Source organism: Chryseobacterium sp. JUb7, from assembly GCF_024806495.1.
Classification (GTDB): domain Bacteria; phylum Bacteroidota; class Bacteroidia; order Flavobacteriales; family Weeksellaceae; genus Chryseobacterium.
The window spans coordinates 1-17,543 of record NZ_JANUFF010000002.1; the positions used below are offsets into that span (position 1 = coordinate 1).

19 protein-coding genes are annotated in these 17,543 nt (G+C 36.0%); 9 read left to right on the forward strand and 10 right to left on the reverse strand.

The features are described 5' to 3' along the window. Nucleotides 1-327 precede the first annotated feature (327 nt). From M2373_RS03645 to M2373_RS03680, 8 genes are all read right to left on the reverse strand, one after another. Nucleotides 328-519: a hypothetical protein gene (locus tag M2373_RS03645; RefSeq protein ID WP_259107621.1), complete on the reverse strand. Its 192-nt coding sequence runs from the start codon at nt 517-519 to the stop codon at nt 328-330. Nucleotides 520-693: 174 nt separating this feature from the next. After that, the gene (locus M2373_RS03650) at nt 694-1,935 is read right to left on the reverse strand and encodes an MFS transporter (RefSeq protein WP_259107623.1); all 1,242 of its coding nucleotides are present in this window, start codon (nt 1,933-1,935) and stop codon (nt 694-696) included. A gap of 79 nt (nt 1,936-2,014) precedes the next feature. Continuing rightward, nucleotides 2,015-3,583 carry a ribonuclease Y gene (gene rny / locus M2373_RS03655; RefSeq protein WP_259107625.1) on the reverse strand — a complete coding sequence of 523 codons (1,569 nt, stop codon included), beginning with the start codon at nt 3,581-3,583 and terminating at the stop codon, nt 2,015-2,017. Between the two features lie 228 nt (nt 3,584-3,811). Continuing rightward, nucleotides 3,812-4,099: a cell division protein ZapA gene (locus M2373_RS03660; protein ID WP_259107628.1), complete on the reverse strand. Its 288-nt coding sequence runs from the start codon at nt 4,097-4,099 to the stop codon at nt 3,812-3,814. Continuing rightward, a complete protein-coding gene (locus M2373_RS03665; protein ID WP_259107631.1) occupies nt 4,099-4,401 on the reverse strand; it encodes a hypothetical protein in 303 nt (100 codons plus the stop codon). Before M2373_RS03665 ends, M2373_RS03660 begins: the two co-directional genes overlap by 1 nt. A gap of 138 nt (nt 4,402-4,539) precedes the next feature. Next, a complete protein-coding gene (locus M2373_RS03670; protein ID WP_259107633.1) occupies nt 4,540-5,322 on the reverse strand; it encodes a porin family protein in 783 nt (260 codons plus the stop codon). Between the two features lie 3 nt (nt 5,323-5,325). Beyond that, a complete protein-coding gene (gene ubiE / locus M2373_RS03675) occupies nt 5,326-6,057 on the reverse strand; it encodes a bifunctional demethylmenaquinone methyltransferase/2-methoxy-6-polyprenyl-1,4-benzoquinol methylase UbiE (protein ID WP_259107635.1) in 732 nt (243 codons plus the stop codon). A 3-nt stretch (nt 6,058-6,060) separates the two neighbouring features. Next, complete coding sequence (locus M2373_RS03680; protein ID WP_259107637.1) at nt 6,061-6,630, reverse strand: hypothetical protein; 570 nt, start codon at nt 6,628-6,630, stop codon at nt 6,061-6,063. A gap of 102 nt (nt 6,631-6,732) precedes the next feature. Here M2373_RS03680 and M2373_RS03685 point away from each other — a divergent pair, with 102 nt between their 5' ends. Both M2373_RS03685 and M2373_RS03690 read left to right on the forward strand, forming a co-directional pair. Further along, on the forward strand, nt 6,733-7,800 hold the full coding sequence (locus M2373_RS03685) for a 3-oxoacyl-ACP synthase III family protein (protein WP_259107640.1): 1,068 nt from the start codon (nt 6,733-6,735) through the stop codon (nt 7,798-7,800). Nucleotides 7,801-7,868: 68 nt separating this feature from the next. After that, nucleotides 7,869-9,074: a metallophosphoesterase gene (locus M2373_RS03690; protein ID WP_259107643.1), complete on the forward strand. Its 1,206-nt coding sequence runs from the start codon at nt 7,869-7,871 to the stop codon at nt 9,072-9,074. Nucleotides 9,075-9,251: 177 nt separating this feature from the next. Here M2373_RS03690 and M2373_RS03695 read toward each other — a convergent pair whose 3' ends face one another. Together M2373_RS03695 and M2373_RS03700 are read right to left on the reverse strand one after the other, a co-directional pair. Continuing rightward, nucleotides 9,252-10,004, reverse strand: a complete 753-nt coding sequence (locus tag M2373_RS03695) for a polysaccharide deacetylase (RefSeq protein ID WP_259107645.1) — start codon at nt 10,002-10,004, stop codon at nt 9,252-9,254. Nucleotides 10,005-10,089: 85 nt separating this feature from the next. Further along, a complete protein-coding gene (locus M2373_RS03700; protein WP_259107648.1) occupies nt 10,090-11,055 on the reverse strand; it encodes an NAD-dependent epimerase/dehydratase family protein in 966 nt (321 codons plus the stop codon). A gap of 92 nt (nt 11,056-11,147) precedes the next feature. Here M2373_RS03700 and ggt point away from each other — a divergent pair, with 92 nt between their 5' ends. The 7 genes from ggt (at nt 11,148) to M2373_RS03735 (ending at nt 17,371) form a co-directional block, all read left to right on the forward strand. Further along, nucleotides 11,148-12,833 carry a gamma-glutamyltransferase gene (ggt, locus tag M2373_RS03705; protein WP_259107652.1) on the forward strand — a complete coding sequence of 562 codons (1,686 nt, stop codon included), beginning with the start codon at nt 11,148-11,150 and terminating at the stop codon, nt 12,831-12,833. A 91-nt stretch (nt 12,834-12,924) separates the two neighbouring features. Then, nucleotides 12,925-13,353 carry a DUF4268 domain-containing protein gene (locus M2373_RS03710; protein WP_259107655.1) on the forward strand — a complete coding sequence of 143 codons (429 nt, stop codon included), beginning with the start codon at nt 12,925-12,927 and terminating at the stop codon, nt 13,351-13,353. Between the two features lie 152 nt (nt 13,354-13,505). Continuing rightward, nucleotides 13,506-13,820 (forward strand): hypothetical protein, encoded by a 315-nt coding sequence (locus M2373_RS03715; RefSeq protein WP_259107657.1) that lies wholly within the window; start codon nt 13,506-13,508, stop codon nt 13,818-13,820. 149 nt (nt 13,821-13,969) lie between these two features. Continuing rightward, nucleotides 13,970-14,788: a DUF2314 domain-containing protein gene (locus tag M2373_RS03720; protein ID WP_259107659.1), complete on the forward strand. Its 819-nt coding sequence runs from the start codon at nt 13,970-13,972 to the stop codon at nt 14,786-14,788. Between the two features lie 92 nt (nt 14,789-14,880). Beyond that, complete coding sequence (locus tag M2373_RS03725; protein ID WP_259107662.1) at nt 14,881-15,450, forward strand: Crp/Fnr family transcriptional regulator; 570 nt, start codon at nt 14,881-14,883, stop codon at nt 15,448-15,450. A gap of 171 nt (nt 15,451-15,621) precedes the next feature. Continuing rightward, on the forward strand, nt 15,622-16,359 hold the full coding sequence (locus tag M2373_RS03730) for an SDR family NAD(P)-dependent oxidoreductase (protein WP_259107665.1): 738 nt from the start codon (nt 15,622-15,624) through the stop codon (nt 16,357-16,359). Nucleotides 16,360-16,531: 172 nt separating this feature from the next. Beyond that, complete coding sequence (locus M2373_RS03735) at nt 16,532-17,371, forward strand: SDR family oxidoreductase (RefSeq protein ID WP_259107667.1); 840 nt, start codon at nt 16,532-16,534, stop codon at nt 17,369-17,371. The last annotated feature ends 172 nt before the right edge of the window (nt 17,372-17,543 follow it).

A 17,543-nucleotide genomic window follows, 5' to 3' on the forward strand; every position in this document is an offset into this window, starting at 1 on the left:
CCACCCCCCCCCCCCCCCCCCCCCCCCACCCCCCCCCCCCGCCCCCCCCCCCCCCCCCCCCCCCCCCCCCCCCCCCCCCCCCCCCCCCGAAACCCAAAAAAATAGCGAGTGCGGAAAGCGGGAAAAAGCTTCTGGAAAAGAAGAAAGTTCTGGATTTTTATTTTTTTACCATCCCGTCAAAAATTCTTTGAATTTTCGCCCCCTCCAGAAGAGGAAAATTTTGGAACAGCAAACAGAATTCTATAAATTACAAAAACCTTTTGGAAGGTCCCAAAAGGCTTTTGCTTATTAAATGTGGAAATGTTTATTTCTAATTGAAATAATTTCTTATACAACCGACTGATCGCAAGTATATACCTGTGGGCAACCAATGTATTTTCCGCAATACATAGGACCTGTTACAGCACCTGCGCAATCACATCCGCATTGAGATAAATCCGGGTTTCCGCTTATCCCTCCCGTAATGTTTTTAAGATCGGCTTTTTTTAATTTTGTCGCGTTTTTCAAAAAATTTTGCATGTGAATTTTGGTTTTTGAGATTATAAATATAGTTTTTGTTACTTTTCAAAGTTAAACAAATATTAATTATACAACACATAATTAATTATTATTTTTTATAATTTATTTGTTTTGTTACACTTAATGTTTATAAAACGGAAGATATAATTTAAATATTTCTTAAACAAGTTATAATTATTCTGTAAATTCAAGATCTTTGTTATGGGTCTCAGATATCGTTAATGAAGAATAAAAAGCCAGCCCAAATACGATTACTCCTACAATGGCAGCACTTATAATAACCGAAAAATCATTCTTAAAAAAATCAAAACCGAAAATCATCACCGGCACCAATCCACGCACCATATTCGGAACAGTAGTGGTAGCGGTATTTCTGATATTGGTCCCGAACTGCTCTGCCGCCAGTGTTACAAACATCGCCCAATAACCTGTCCCTAAGCCCAGCCATACACAAAAAAGATAATATTTCGTTTCCGTATTTGTATTTCCGAACAGCATTAAAGCAACTCCGATAATTGTTGTGACCAACATATAAAAAATCGCCATCTTACGGGATTTTAAGGCATGAGAGATAAATCCACTCGCTAAATCTCCGACAGAAATTCCTACATAGGCCCACATAATTGCCTTTCCGGGACTTATTTCTTTAATTCCCAGTTCAGGAGCAAACTGATTGGCTAAAACTGCCAGAATTCCGATACAATACCAGGTCGGCAATCCTATGGCAATACATTTTAGATACCGTATCAATCGGTCTTTATTGGTGAAAAAAGAGAGAAAATTACCTTTTGAAACCGACTGAGTTTCAATATTCTTATAAATCCCTGATTCTGAAACACTGATTCTTAAAAACAGTAATAAAATCCCAAGAACACCTCCGATGATATAAGAAATATTCCAGCCCCCTGCCAGCTCCACCGTTAATTGAGCAACCACAGCTCCCATTAATCCGAATCCGGCAACAACAGAGGTTCCTATTGCTCTTAAATTCTTTGGCAGGCTTTCCGAAACAAGGGTAATTCCGGCCCCAAGCTCTCCGGCAAGACCAATTCCTGCAATGAATCTTAAACCGGCGTATTGATACACTAAATGTTCTTTAGGAAAATAAGGTAAAAATCCACAGGCAATATTGGCCAGTGAATAGACCAGAATAGAGCCGAATAAAACCGAAAGCCTTCCTTTTTTATCCCCGAAGACACCCCAGAAAATACCTCCGAGAAGAAGCCCTACCATCTGAGCATTGAGAATAAAAGTCCCGTCGACATCCGGATTTAACCCTAAAGCCTTTAAACTTGGAATCCTTACAATACCGAACAAAAGCAGGTCGTAGATATCTACAAAGTAGCCTAAAGCAGCTATGACAACGGGAATAGAAAAAATAAGTCTCATTTTTGAGGACAAAGAAAGTTCTTGCATCTGAATTTTTAAATTTTGATAAAAATAAAAAACCTTTCAATTACTTGAAAGGTTTTTATAAAATATCTTGATTTGATTATTATCTTGCAATATTCACAGCTCTCGTTTCTCTGATTACTGTTACTTTTACTTGTCCCGGATAAGTCAATTCATTCTGAATTTTTTCTGAAATATCATACGATAACTGAGAAGCTACTTCATCATTCACTTTTCCGCTTTCTACCATTACTCTTAATTCTCTACCCGCCTGGATTGCATATGCAGAAGAAACTCCCTCAAAACTCAATGCAGCAGATTCAAGATCTTTCAGTCTTTGAATATAAGATTCCAGCACCTGGCGTCTTGCTCCCGGTCTTGCTCCTGAAATCGCATCTGCTACCTGAATAATCGGTGATAATAATGATGTCATTTCAACTTCGTCGTGGTGAGCTCCAATGGCATTGATAACTTCAGGATTTTCACCATATTTTTCGGCCCACTGCATACCTAGCAAAGCGTGAGGAAGTTCAGACTCCTGCTCAGGAACTTTACCGATATCGTGTAAAAGACCTGCTCTTTTTGCCAGTTTCACATTCAATCCTAATTCAGCAGCCATGGTTGCAGCAATATTCGCTACTTCTCTTGAGTGCTGTAATAGGTTCTGTCCGTATGAAGAACGGTATTTCATTCTACCTACGATTTTAATAAGTTCCGGGTGTAGACCGTGAATTCCTAAATCAATGATGGTTCTCTTACCTACTTCAATGATTTCTTCCTCGATTTGTTTTCTGGTTTTTTCTACAACTTCTTCAATTCTTGCAGGGTGAATTCTACCATCTGTAACCAATCTGTGAAGTGATAATCTTGCAATCTCTCTTCTTACAGGATCAAAACATGAAAGCAAAATAGCTTCCGGAGTATCATCAACAATAATTTCCACTCCTGTTACAGCTTCTAGGGCACGGATGTTTCTACCTTCTCTACCGATAATTCTACCTTTTACTTCGTCAGATTCAATATTGAAAACAGATACTGAGTTTTCAATAGCCTGCTCTGTTCCGATTCTCTGAATGGTTTGGATAACGATCTTTCTCGCTTCACTTTTAGCATTCAGCTGAGCTTCTTCCATGATGCTCTGAACATGTGCCTGAGCTCTGGTTTTAGCCTCTGCTCTCATGGTTTCCACCAATTCAGCTTTGGCTTCCTCTGCAGTATAATTAGAAATTTTTTCAAGGATCTCAACCTTTTTGGCCGTTGCCGTATCCAATTCCTGTTGTTTTCTCTCTAAAATCTCTGTTTTCTTCGCATAATCTGCAATCTGCTTATCAAGGTCTTTTTCAAGTTTTCCTATCTTGCTAAGCTCATCATTCAGCTTATGCTCCTTGTCTTTCGTTCTTTTTTCAACCTCCTGCATTTTCTTTTCACGAGACTGAATGTCTGCATCATGCTGAGATTTTAATTCAAGAAATTTTTCTTTAGCCTGTAGGTTCTTTTCTTTTTTTATGGATTCAGCTTGTACGTTAGCTTTTTCTATAAGGTTTTCGGCATTCTTTTTTGCATCATCTATAATAAATTTCCCCTTAGTATTCAGTGAGCTTTTAGAGAAAAGTATCCCTATCACTGCACCGATTACAAGGCAAATAACGCCGACTATAATGGCTGTTGTCATAATCTATATTGAGTTTTAATTGTCTTTACAATGTTAATAAAAAAAGCCTACAACAATTCAGTGATATAGAGTAAACTCCTAATCAACACGATTTGAACTGATTTCCACTGTCTGTAATCCGGAGAACCGGCGCGCCATTCAATGGACATTTGTTCGGTAATTGTTTAGCGTTGAGTTTACCTTTAATGTGTTAGAATTATTGTAGGCAGGTTTTTTCGGGAAAAAAATCTATTTCCCAATTTCATTCAGCGACTGATTAATCTGTATTAATCTTTCGTTGGTAGAATTTATATTTTTTTCGTAGTTCATAGACGTCACTTCAGCATTCGTTCCCAATTTCAGGGCACACATCGCCAAAGCATCTTGTTTGTCTCTCACATCGAAGTTCTGTTCAAAATCTTTAATCATATTCTCTATCTGCTTCCCCACTTTACGCAAAGTCTCTTCCTCTGCTGCCGGTACGTTCAGCGGATATACTCTTCCGGCAATGTTGATGGTTATTCTTCTTACCTCCATTATAATCCACTGTTTTGAAGCTGTGCAATACAGAAATCTATTTCTTTTACCAATCTGTTGATGTGGTTTTTCATCAATCTGTTATGTTCAGGATTTCCTGATATTGCTGAATAAAGTTTTATATTTTTTTGTTCTTCTGCTAATACCTGAGTTCTTTTTCTTTCGTCATCATACCTCTTCTTCAGCTCTTCATGTTCAATACTTAATTCTGAGAACTTTTCAGTAAGATTTTTATAATTTTTTTGTAAAAGCAAAATCTTTTTCTCTAATTCTGAAAAATTGTTTTCTAAATCTTGAAGCATTTCAGGTTTGTATATTCTAACTATTAGCAAAAATAACAAAATATTAATACTAACAAAAATAAAACTCCCTATATTTTAATAGTGCAACAAAAAAGGAGATACAAAAGCATCTCCCGTTTATCTTTAAAAAGTATTTTCTTATTCAAATTTCAATACGAAAAATACCGCTCTTGTCTGTAATGTAGACATTGCAGAGGCCCAATAAGGCGGTGTATTGGCATTATCAGCCACTTTCTCATTATTCATGATAAATGTGCCTCTGATTGCCGGTGTCAATTTAAATTTGTTGAAATAAAACTGAACACCCATTTCCGCAGACCAAGCAAAATTGTGTGTTGTAGATCTGAAAACCTGCTGCATATTGTCATCCGTAGAATCCGAATTTGACTGAAGGTTTACAATATAGTTTACCCCACCCGCAATATAAGGTCTTGAGTTATACCATCTTTGCCCATGGAACTCCAGCAACACAGGAATATCCACCAAAGTAGACTTCACCTCTCTTACTTTATCTTTTTCGGTCAATGGAATTGGAATAAACGGATCATTCGTTAAAGAACCTGCCGCGTATTTATCATTTGATTGGGTATTAAAAGTCAACTGCCTCTGAGCAAATTGCAAGCCTGGTTCCAATCTTAAATCTAAATAATCGTTAAGTCTCCATTTACCGATCAATCCGGCTCCGAAACTATAACTTTCTTTAGAAGTAACAAGATTTTGGTTACCTTCCATACCGTATCTTGGATCTAAAACAATACGGTAGTCTAGTTTGTTCCCGTTCAAATAAAAACCCCAACTGAATGTCTGTTGATCAAACTCCTCCAACTTATCCATTCTGTTTCGGGTTCTGAATTGCGCATCTGCAAAAAACGCAATATTTACTGAGGCTAAAACCAGTGCTTTTAATAAAAATTTATTCATAGGTTACTTTGTTGCTTTATAAATTGTGGCTATACCTAAACTTAGTTTTTTATATTCAACTTTTTTAAATCCTGTATCTAAAAGAATTTGCTTCATCTTTTCCCCGAAAGGAAACGCATTTACAGAATCCGGAAGGTATGTATACGCCCTATTATCTTTAGAAACCAGTCTGCCGATGGCAGGTAATATATTTTTGAAATAAAACATATAAAATGGCCCCAAGAACCCCTCAACCTTTGAAAACTCCAGTATATAAACACTCTTGTTATCTTTAACTACTCTTCTTAACTCTGCTAAACCTTTTTTAAGATTTTCAAAATTCCTTACTCCAAATGCAACGGAAACAGCATCGAATCTATTGTCCTCGAAAGGTAAATTTTCTGCATCTCCCTTTTGCATGGAAATTTTGCCGTCTAAATTAAGTTTTTTTATTTTAATAACGCCAACATTTAACATTTGTTGCGATAAATCTAAACCAATTACTTTTGCATTGGTTCCTTTTTCAATCGTGATGGCAAGATCTCCCGTTCCAGTAGCCACATCCAGCACTTCCTGAGGGTTGTCATTTTTCATCATTTTCACCAATGTATTTCTCCATAAAACATCAATTTTCATGGATAAAACATGATTCAGTAGATCATATTTTGGTGCAATATTGTCGAACATATCCTCTACCTGACTCTTCTTCGTCGCCTCAGAATTGTAGGGAGTAACTTTGGTAATATCTTTTGTCAAAACTTAAAACTTGTAATATTCTTTATAATAATTAAGGTAATCCTGTTTTCTGAAGATCTTAGACCTTGATTCAACCTGCTGTATATTTTTGATCATTTTATCATAATCTTCATCTACATTATAGTAAAAATCATCCGTGTACAGCTTGTTAAAATGTCTGGCTCCTCCTAAATACGGTTTCCCGTCAATAATGGTTTTATCCAACGCCAAAAGTAATGAATCTTTTTTAAGATTGTATCCATAATATTGATCGTTGATATAGTAATCCTGATGGGCAATATTAATAAGCCCACGAATTTTTTTCACTTCGAATGCAGAATCAAACAGCATCTTTTTATTCTGATCAAAAACTTTGATAGAGTTTTTGCCGGTGTTCAGATCTACCGAAACGGTCTGCCCTGCTGCGATCGTCCCCTCAGATCCGTTATTAATTTTATAGTAATATGTATTGGGAGTAGGATTATCTACTACATAATAGTTTTTTTTGGCTAAAAAAAAGAAGTAAATCCCAAAAGCGACGATAAACGCCACAACTGCAATGAGTAAGCCCTTTAAAGAAGGATTGTTTTTCATAAGACTGTAAAGTACAATTTTTGCAAATTTAATAATATTTTTAATTCTTTCTTATTAAGATTAATTATTAACTTTGCATCTTTAAAAAAATCATTTAAACGAATGCCGAATACGATCATAATTGGTTCTGGATCTTATCTTCCTAATAGGGTTATTGGTAGAGACTTTTTCTTAGGTTCAGAGTTTTATTCAGAAGACGGGGTAAAGATTGAGAAACCTGCCGAAGAAACTATTGCAAAGTTTGTAGAAATTACAGAGATAGAAAACAGGAGATTCATTGAGGACGACCTTTCAAATTCACAAATCGGTTACGAAGCTGCAAAAATTGCTATCGAAGACGCAAAAATAGATCAGGAAGAATTAGACTATATTATCTACGCCAGTAATTTCGGAGAAGTTACGGTAAACGGATACGCTGATTTTATGCCGACTATGGCTGCAAGAGTGAAAAATAAACTGGGTATTAAAAACAGAAAATGCATTACTTATGATATGCTTTTCGGATGCCCGGGCTGGGTAGAAGCTATGATCTTAGCGGATACTTTAATTAAAGCCAAATCTGCAAAAACTATCCTGGTAATCGGAGGTGAAACATTAAGCAGAGTGACAGATCCTTATGACAGAAACAGAATGATTTTTGCTGACGGAGCCGGAGCTGTAGTGGTAAAAGCTACTGACGAAGAAAATGTGGGTATTATCTCTCATAATACAATCTGTGACAATGGTCCCGAGCTGGATTATCTTGCCAATGGCTCATCGATCAATAAAGAATCTGACCAGACCCGTTTATTCGTAAGAATGCAGGGAAGAAAAATTTATGAGTATGCGTTGAAAAACGTTCCTGCTGCTATTAAAGAAACCATTGATAAAGCAGGTCTTTCTCTTGAAGATATCAATAAAATTTTAATACACCAGGCGAATGCCAAGATGGATTACGCCATGATCGACAGACTTCATAAGCTTTATGATGTCAAAGATTATGACCATAACGTATCTCCTATGACTGTTCAGGACTTAGGAAATACTTCTGTAGCAACGATTCCTACCATGTTTGATTTAATAATTAAAGGAAAAATGCAGGGTCAATCGTTTAAAGATAAAGGTAACATTGTGATGACTTCGGTAGGTGCCGGAATGAACATTAATGCTATCGTTTACAGATTTCCTTAATTAATATTTAATTTAAAATATAAAAAAGCACAGGGAAACTATTCTTTGTGCTTTTTTTACACTTAATTATGCAAAGAAATTTTTTAATTATTGCAGCGATCTTTTTGTTTTTAGAAATCTATATCTATCAGGCAATAAGAACCTTAACAGACAATTTCTGGATCAGAATCGGCTATTGGACGGTTTCACTGATTATTTACGGAGTTTTCGCTTATGAAGTCACGCATTTCAACCGAGCGGACAAAAGCATGGTGAGAGCACAAATCATGATCTCATTATTTTTGGTTTTCATTTTACCCAAAATATTCGTAGTCTTATTTCTGCTGATTGATGACATTTTCAGAACCGGAGGCTACTTAATCGGATTAACACGCCCGACAGAGAACTTTTTCCCGGAGAGAAGGAAATTCTTAAGCTTGGTAGGCTTAGGATTGGGAGGTGTTCTTTCTGCCCTTTTTATCGATGGAATTACATTTGGAAAATACCGCCACAAAGTAAGAAGAGTAAGAATCAATTTTGCCAATCTTCCCAAAAGCTTTAAAGGCTATAAAATCGTACAGATTTCAGACGTTCACAGCGGCAGTTTTTCGGATCCTAGCAAATTGGAGCACGCAATCAACCTGATCAACGAACAAAATCCCGATCTTGTTTTATTTACAGGAGATATGGTGAATAATGTAGCGGATGAGTTCAAGCCTTTCATTCCTTTATTTTCAAAAATAAAGGCCAAGGATGGTAAGTTTGCGGTACTCGGAAATCATGATTATGCAGATTATGTAACCTGGACTTCATTAGATGCCAAAAAGAAAAATCTTGACACATTAATAGATTACGAGAAACAGGCCGGTTTTGACATGCTTCGAAACGAGCACAGAGTAATAGAAAAAAACGGTGAAAAATTATATATTCTAGGAGTTGAAAACTGGGGCTTAAAGCCTTTTCCGCAATTCGGAAGACTGGATGATGCCCTTAAAGGAGTGCCTGAATCGGCAACTAAAATTTTGATGAGCCACGATCCTACCCATTTCGATTACGTGGTAAAAAAACACCCTGGAAATGTTCATTTAACTCTTTCAGGACATACACACGGAATGCAGTTTGGTCTGGATCTGAAAAACGTAAAGTGGTCGCCCGTACAGTATAAATATCCAAAATGGGCCGATTTGTATGAAAGCGAAGGAAAAATGCTGTATGTCAACAGAGGCTTTGGTGTATTGGGATACCCAGGAAGAGTGGGTGTATTGCCGGAAATTACGCTTTTTGAATTGGCTTAATTTTTTATCTCACAGATTTACACAGATGTTCGTGGAATAATTTATAGATAGGTTTTTGGAATTTATGTTGAAATTATTTCTCGCAGATTTTGCAGATTAAGCGGATTTTCATCATATCAATCTGAAAAATACACACAATCATCTGTGTAAATCCGTGAAATCCGCAGGAGAAAAAACCTAAAAAATATAATCTTTCATACGGGAAGTAGCCATTTCTTTCTCGTTGATCCAAGTAAGGAGGGCATCCAATTTGTCCTCCATTTTTTTACCCGAATTCATCCTTCGGTAAAAAGGAATTTCAAAGGCATATTTACTGAAGTCCGTGAATTGCCATGTGTTGAGATAAATCAGCACAAAGTCATCATTCTTTAATGTTTCAAAAACCATATTCTGGTAGTATTTCATTGGCAGAAGCTGAAATACAAAATCGTTATACGGCAACTGGCTGTACGGAGAAATACTTTCGGGAACGACACTCAATCCATCCTCTTCAGTGATTTCCGTATCTCGTTTTAAACGCTTAAAAGGAAAAAGAATATTGGCATTGTCAATATTCGACACGTAATTAAATTCCAGAAGCTTTAAATCCTCCTGTGGAAGTTTATGATCCTTCTGGCGAATTCCTCTGATTTGTTTTTCTAACAATTCCTGAATGAATTTCTTTGAATCATCAATTTCCTGAAGACTCGAATTTTTGTTGTAAAAAGCAATTTCATGCCCTTTGGATGAAATTGCTTTTATAAGATTCTGAAGTTTTTGAGCGATAGAAATTTCAACAAAAAAACTTCCTTTAACATCATGAATATCTAAAATTCTCAAAATTGCTTTTGTATTACCTTCTGAAATCTTCAGTCTTTCTTCATCGGAAATCTGAACCTCATTTTTAGTATCAGCTTCAATATTTACGATGTTAAAAGTGAATAATATCATTTAAATTAAGTTTTAGATAAATTTTATAAAAAATTAAAAATCAGATGTTAATAAGTATTTTAATTAAAGTTTAACTTTAGATAAATTAATTTTTATCCAATTTTACTTTAAGATTCTTAATCATATCTTTTGTCATTTCAGAAATTCCAAAATCATAGGTCAATCCCCAGTCTTTCTTTGCTACAGAATCGTCAATTGATGCCGGCCATGAATCTGCAATTTGCTGTCTGAAATCAGGCTTATAATCAATCTCAAATTCAGGAATTTCTTTCTTAATTTCTTCCGCCAGTTCTTTTGGAGTGAAAGACATTCCACCCAAATTATAAGACGAACGAACCGTCAGGCTTTCCTTCGGAGCTTCCATTAATTTTAATGTTGCATTAATTGCATCATCCATATACAACATCGGCATTCCTGTATCCTCAGAAATAAAACTTGTATATTTCCCCTCCTCTATCGCTTCGTAGAAAATCTCTACGGCATAATCTGTTGTTCCACCACCTGCAGGTGTTTTCCATGAAATAAGTCCCGGATATCTGATACTTCTTACATCTACTCCATACTTGTCAAAATAGTATTCACACCATTTTTCACCAGCCATTTTAGAAATTCCGTAAACAGTAGTAGGATTCAATACAACATCCTGTTCTACATTTTCTTTTGGAATTCCTTTTCCAAAGACAGCGATTGAACTTGGCCAGAAAATCTTTTGAATAAGTCCTTCTTTTGCCATTTCACAAAAATGAAGCAAGGGCTCAAGATTTAATTTCCAGGCGAAAATAGGCTGCTTTTCTGAAGTTCCTGATAATAATGACGCTAAGTGATAAACTGTGGTGATTTCATAATCTTTTATAACCTGCTTAACCAGTTGAGTATTGGTAACGTCCATTCTTTCGTAGTGTCCTGCGGAAGTGATTCCTTTTTGCCATCTGTCAAGCCCTGAAGCCACCACATTATCGGCTCCGTGAATTTCAACAAGTCTGTTTGTAAGTTCGGTGCCTATTTGTCCCAAAGCACCGGTAATGAGTATTCTTTCCGTATAAGATTCCATTTTGTCTTATTATTAAATTGATCAAAAGCAAAAATAAATATTTTAGACCCCATATTAAAACAAAATTGTAAATTCGACTGTAAATTTTGCAGATGAAAAAGATTATTATTTCGCTTGTACTGTTTTCACAGTCGTTTTCAGCACAATACACAGATATCAATATTGTAAAAGAAGTTAAAGTAAAAAACAAAGGTGTCGTAGTTTCTGCACATCCGCTTGCCAGTGAAGCCGGAGCCAAAATTCTTAAAATGGGCGGAAATGCCTATGATGCAATTACAGCAACACAGTATGCACTCGCTGTTGTTTATCCTCAGGCCGGAAATATTGGTGGTGGTGGTTTTTTAGTCGGTGTAAAAAATACCGGTGAAAAATTCACTATTGATTATCGTGAAACAGCCCCAAAAAAGGCTTCAAGAGATATGTATCTCGATAAAAACGGTAAAGCCAATACCGATTTATCCCAAAACGGAAGACTGGCAGTAGGTATTCCGGGAAGTATTGCAGGTTTTTATGCTACTTTAAAATATGGTAAGCTTCCGATGGATCAGCTAATCCAGCCTGCTATTGATCTTGCGGAAAAAGGGTTTGCGATTACCGAACTGGAAGCTGAAATGTTAAATTCCCAAAAAGAGAAGTTTCAGAGACATAATAAATCAGCTATTGTTTTTGTAAAAGATACACCTTGGAAAGCAGGCGATATTTTAATTCAGAAAGAATTGGCTGAAACCTTAAAATTAATTCAAAAACAAGGGTTAAAGGGATTTTATGAAGGAAAAACAGCAGATCTTCTGGTTTCTGAAATGAAAAAAGGAAACGGAATCATCACTCTGGAAGATCTGAAAAACTATAAGGTTGCAGAAAGAAAAGCCTTAGAATTCGATTATAAAGGGAGCCATGTTGTTTCTATGCCGTTACCTTCCAGCGGAGGAATTCTTCTGGCCCAAATGCTGAAAATGGCCAGCTATGAAAATCTAGAAAAATATCAGCAAAATTCTACTCAGGCAGTTCAGATCATGGTAGAAGCAGAGCGAAGAGCTTATGCAGACCGGGCAGAATATATGGGAGATCCTGATTTCATTAAGGATAAAACGACTTATTTACTATCGGATGATTATTTAAAAAACAGATGGAAAAGTTTCAGTTTTAACAAAGCAACTCCAAGTTCTGAAGTCGGAAAGATCATTAAACAACCTAACGAATCAACAGAGACAACTCACATTTCTGTTCTTGACAAGGATGGAAATGCGGCAGCAGTAACGACTACTCTTAACGGTTTATACGGAAGCAAAGTGGTAGTTTCCGGTGCAGGATTCTTTTTAAATAATGAAATGGACGATTTTTCCATAAAACCGGGTGTTCCGAATATGTTTGGAGCTGTAGGCGGGGAAGCCAATGCTATCCAGCCTAATAAAAGAATGCTATCATCGATGACTCCAACGATCATCCTGAAAAACGGAAAACCTTATATGGTTGTCGGGACACCGGGCGGAACAACAATCCCAACGTCTGTTTATCAGTCGATTGTAGATGTTGTTGATTTTAAACTGAATACCAATATTTCTGTTAATGCTCCAAAATTTCATCACCAATGGCTTCCCGAAACAGTAGCTTTTGAAAAGAATTTCCCAGAAGCAACCATTAAAGATTTGGAAAAACTAGGATATAAAGCCGAAAGATGGGATCGTATCGGAAAAACAGAAATGATTACCATTGATGACAACGGAACCATCCATGCAGTTGCAGACGGCCGTGGGGATGATTCTGTGGCGGTAGAATAATTTATCTTCATTCTAAATGGTCATTTAATAAATGACCATTTTCACTACATACTCATTTGCCTTTTTGCTTTCAAATTATTAAGTTTGTTCCATGTTCAGTAAACAAGAAGCACAGCAATTAAAAAAAGAATTTTGGACGGCTTTTGGAAAGTCATTTCCGAGAAAGTGGTTATTATATGACACCAAGATAAAAGATTTTTCATTCAAGTTTTATGCAGATAATAAAAAAGCTGAAGTTTCTTTGGATATCGAAATGAAAGATGAAATTTTCAGAGATGCTTATTATAACAAAATCTGGTCGCTGGAAGATATACTGAAAGATTTTATAGGAGACTTCAACAAGGAAGAATCTTATACATTGGAAAGTGGAAAAGTAATCAGTAGAATCTGGGTTGAAAAATACGGAGTTTCGATCTTCAATAAAAATACCTGGCAGGAAACTTTTGAATTTTTTGTTGAAAAAATGGATGGATTTGAGAGGTTCTATTATGAGTATGAAGACTTTATAAAAGATATTTAAATAATAAAGATTGTAATACCTTTTTAATTTTAGTTTCTTAAGATAAATTTCCCAATCAAAATCTATAGTGTTCATCCATTAAAAGCACGACAAATCGAGCTTGATTCTTTTTTAAAAGAATTTAAGAATTCATAAAAATTAAAAAATACATCATGGAAATCAAATATTGCTGGCGATGCAGAATGGATGTTCCTATGCTTGACAAAAAAGAAGGGGAAATTGCGTCAAATCTATTAGCGGAAGGGTTTCAGGAAGCAAAAAAAATGATGAAAAACCCAATTTCTGAAAACTTCAGGAAACTACTCGATTATTACAAAGATGTAACAGGTTTTGAAGAAACCAACCCAAATGCAATTATGCATCATTTTATAGATCTTTATGGTCCTGACTGTGAAAACTGTGGCAAGCCCTACAGAACAAAAGCAGCTACCTACTGCCCAAAATGTGGCAATAAAAGAAAACTTTAAGAATATTTTACACAATATTCAAACCCTTGTTTAAATATTTTCCGTATTTTAGTCAAACCAAAAGTATCAGATCCTGTTTATTCATCATGCTTTTAGCAAAATAATTCTGATATTTTCTTTAAAACTAAATCACAAAATATTTAAATACAATGGAAAACAATCCAATATTTTTTGCGGATGGTGCAGATTCAAAAATGATTGCAGCTTATCAAAAAGCTCAGGAAACATTCAAATATTTCTGGAGAGAACAGTCTTGGGAATACAGAAGAATTATCCCGGGGCTGAATGTTTCATGTGTAAAAATTGCTTTTACTCAGGAAGATTCAGGATCCGAACATCCAATCGTTGAACATATGTGGATCAATAAAATAGATTTTGACGGAGATCATATAAAAGGCTACCTTATCAATGAACCTAATGAACTGACGAATATTCAGGTTGGAGATTATGTAGAAGTTCCTCTGAATGAGATCAGCGACTGGCTTTTTGCCATCACTCCAAGTACAAAAAAAGCAACCGGGCTTTCAAAATTATTTTCATCTTCTGCAGATCCTTTACCAAAAACGTACGGTGGATTTACCATTCAGAAAATGCGATCCGATATGTCTCCGTCAGAGAAAAAAGACCATGATAATGCCTGGCAGCTTGATTTTGGTGATTTTAATGACATTGAAGTCGTTCACGAGCAAAAAGAAAACCCCGAAAATCTGTTGGAACATCCGATGAGTAAAAACATGCAAGAAAATTTAGTTAAGTTTTTACAGGATCATCCTGATGAACTTATCAATGCTGACGATAACGGATTAACCTTACTTCACAAAGAAACGATTGCCGGAAACAGGAGCTGTGTAGAGACTATTCTGGCGGCAGGAGCTGATAAAAACAAGCAGACAAACAAAGGAAAAACGGCTTTAGATTTTGCGAAACAACTGAACTGGGAACATCTTATTCCCATTCTGGAAAATTAATTATACGGAGAAACTTCACGGTTTCTCTTTTTTATTGTTCTTTTTTACCAAATGGCAAATGATCTACTGCTAACTTTAATTAAATTGCGTTCATGAAAGAACTATTTGATTTTATTTTACGATTCGGGAATCTGAATCAACAGCAGATAGATTTTATTGCAAGCAAAACAACAGAACTGAACCTTTCTAAGGAAGAGTACTTTTCTGAAGCCGGAAAAATTGCAAAACAGGTAGGATTTGTAGTCGACGGGATTCTTAGAGTTTGCTATTACAACAACAAAAGCGAAGAAATTACAAAATATTTTATCGAAGAAAATAATTTGGTGGTAGATCTTGAAAGTTTTGATAATCAAATTTGTTCAAGTGCTTATGTTCAGGCTGTGACAGATTGTAAGATGATCATCTTTCAAAGAAAAGACTGGCTGGAGCTTTTACAAACCATTGTTGGTTTTGATGCGATTGTTCATAAAATTATTTCACGGGCTTTAATGCAAAAAGTGGAAAGAAGAAGTCCACTTGTTTCGGAAGACGGAACAACCCGTTATCTTAAGTTTCTGGAGATCTACCCTACTGCAGTGAACAGAATCCCACTCTCTTATGTTGCTTCTTATTTGGGAGTTACGCAATCTTCGTTAAGCAGAATCAGGAAAAACATTAAATAGTTTGACTGGAAGATAGAAGTTTGAAGTCAATTCTAACTGCATATTTTCCGATCAGTAGTAAACTTCCAGCATCCATCTTCCAACTTCCTTCCAAAAAGCTCTCTTTTTGCCAAATGACAAATGCCACCTTATTTAATTGATGCAATTTTACATCATCAATTAAAACAAAAAATGAAAACAGTATTAATTACAGGAGCCAACAGAAGTATTGGCCTTGAAACAGTAAAACAGCTTTCAGCAAAAGGATTATTCGTTTATTTGGGAAGCCGTAATCTTGAAAATGGAGAAACCGTCGTAAGAGATCTTAAGAAAGACGGATTTCAGAATATTAAGGCAGTTGAAATAGACGTTACCAATCCTGAATCTATTTCAAATGCTAAAAATATCATTGAAAAAGAACAGGGAAAACTGGACATTTTAATCAATAATGCCGGAATTTTAGGTATAAATCCACAAACTGCATCTGAAACTTCCATTAAAGACATTCAACAGGTCTTTGACACCAATTTTTTTGGAGTAATCAGCGTAACCCAGACTTTTTTAGATTTACTTAAAAAATCAGACAGCCCAAGAATCAGCAATATTACTTCAGGTCTCGGATCTTTAACCCTACACAGCGATCCCAACTGGAAATATTATCATGTAAAAGGAGCAGCTTACGGCCCGTCAAAATCAGCTTTAAATGCCTATACCATTGTTTTAGCTTATGAATTACGAGAACTGCCGTTCAAAGTAAATGTAATAGACCCTGGTTATACCGCAACAGATTTCAATGGTCACAACGGACCGGGTTCTGTAGAAAGTGCGGCATCTTTCATCATTAAACATACTCTGACAGATGAAAACGGGCCTACAGGACAATATTTCAGTAATGATATTGAGGATGAAAACGGAATCAGTCCGTGGTAAATTTTGTAAAGCAATCAAAGGATTTAAATATCATTGATTATACATAGAGAAACTTTAAGGTTTCTCTTTTCTTTTTTAGTAGTCACGATTCAGTTACATCATTCGTTGATTGGGCTACTTTTACCTCATGTCATCTTGCCATCTTTGTATCATCATTTAAACCAATAAAAAAATGGAAACAAAAAAAGTATGGTTCGTGACAGGAGCTTCAAAAGGTTTGGGATTAGCCTTAATTAAAAAATTGCTAGAACAGAATTATCGTGTAGCTGCAACAACAAGAAATACAAAGTCTTTACTTTCTGAAATCGGAGAAAGTTCGGATGCATTTTTGCCTCTTGAAGTAAATCTAACAGATCCTGAAAATGTAAAATCGGCGATCGTAAAAACAATTGAACATTTCGGGCAGCTGGATGTCGTGGTCAATAATGCAGGTTACGGACAAATCGGTACTCTGGAAGAGCTTTCCGACAAAGAAGCAAGAGCCAATTTCGACATCAATGTTTTCGGAACACTGAATGTAATCAGAAATGCAATGCCTTATCTGCGTCAGCAAAAATCAGGACATATTTTCAATATTTCTTCAATTGGAGGGTATTCAGGAAATTTTCCGGGTTGGGGAATTTATTGTGCTACCAAATTTGCCGTTGCAGGATTGACAGAATCGTTAGCGGAAGAAATTAAGGGTTTCGGAGTGAAAGCTACAGTTGTTTATCCCGGATATTTCAGAACAGACTTCTTAAGTAAAGACTCTGTAAAAACACCTGAAAATGTTATTGAAGAATATGAAACAGCAAGAAATTCCGAACAGGCTCACCTTGATGAAATCAACGGAAACCAACCGAACGATCCTCAAAAAGGAGCAGAAGCTCTGATCGCAATCAGTGAAGTGGAAAATCCACCGGTGCATTTCTTATTAGGAAGCGGAACTGATGAATTTCTAAATAATAAGATTAAAACGATCACAGGGGACGCTGAGAAATGGAGTAAACTGACGTTTTCTACTGTAATCTAATTCTTTTAACTGAAAAATCCTTCGAGAACCTCAGGATGACTAACCGTTATAATTTATACACAAAGTTTAAACAGTGTCATCCTGAGCCTGTCGAAGGATCTTTTAATCATTTTTCAAGTATTCGATTTTATTAAAAGTATTCCTAACCATCATAAATCCTTCGACTGCTTCG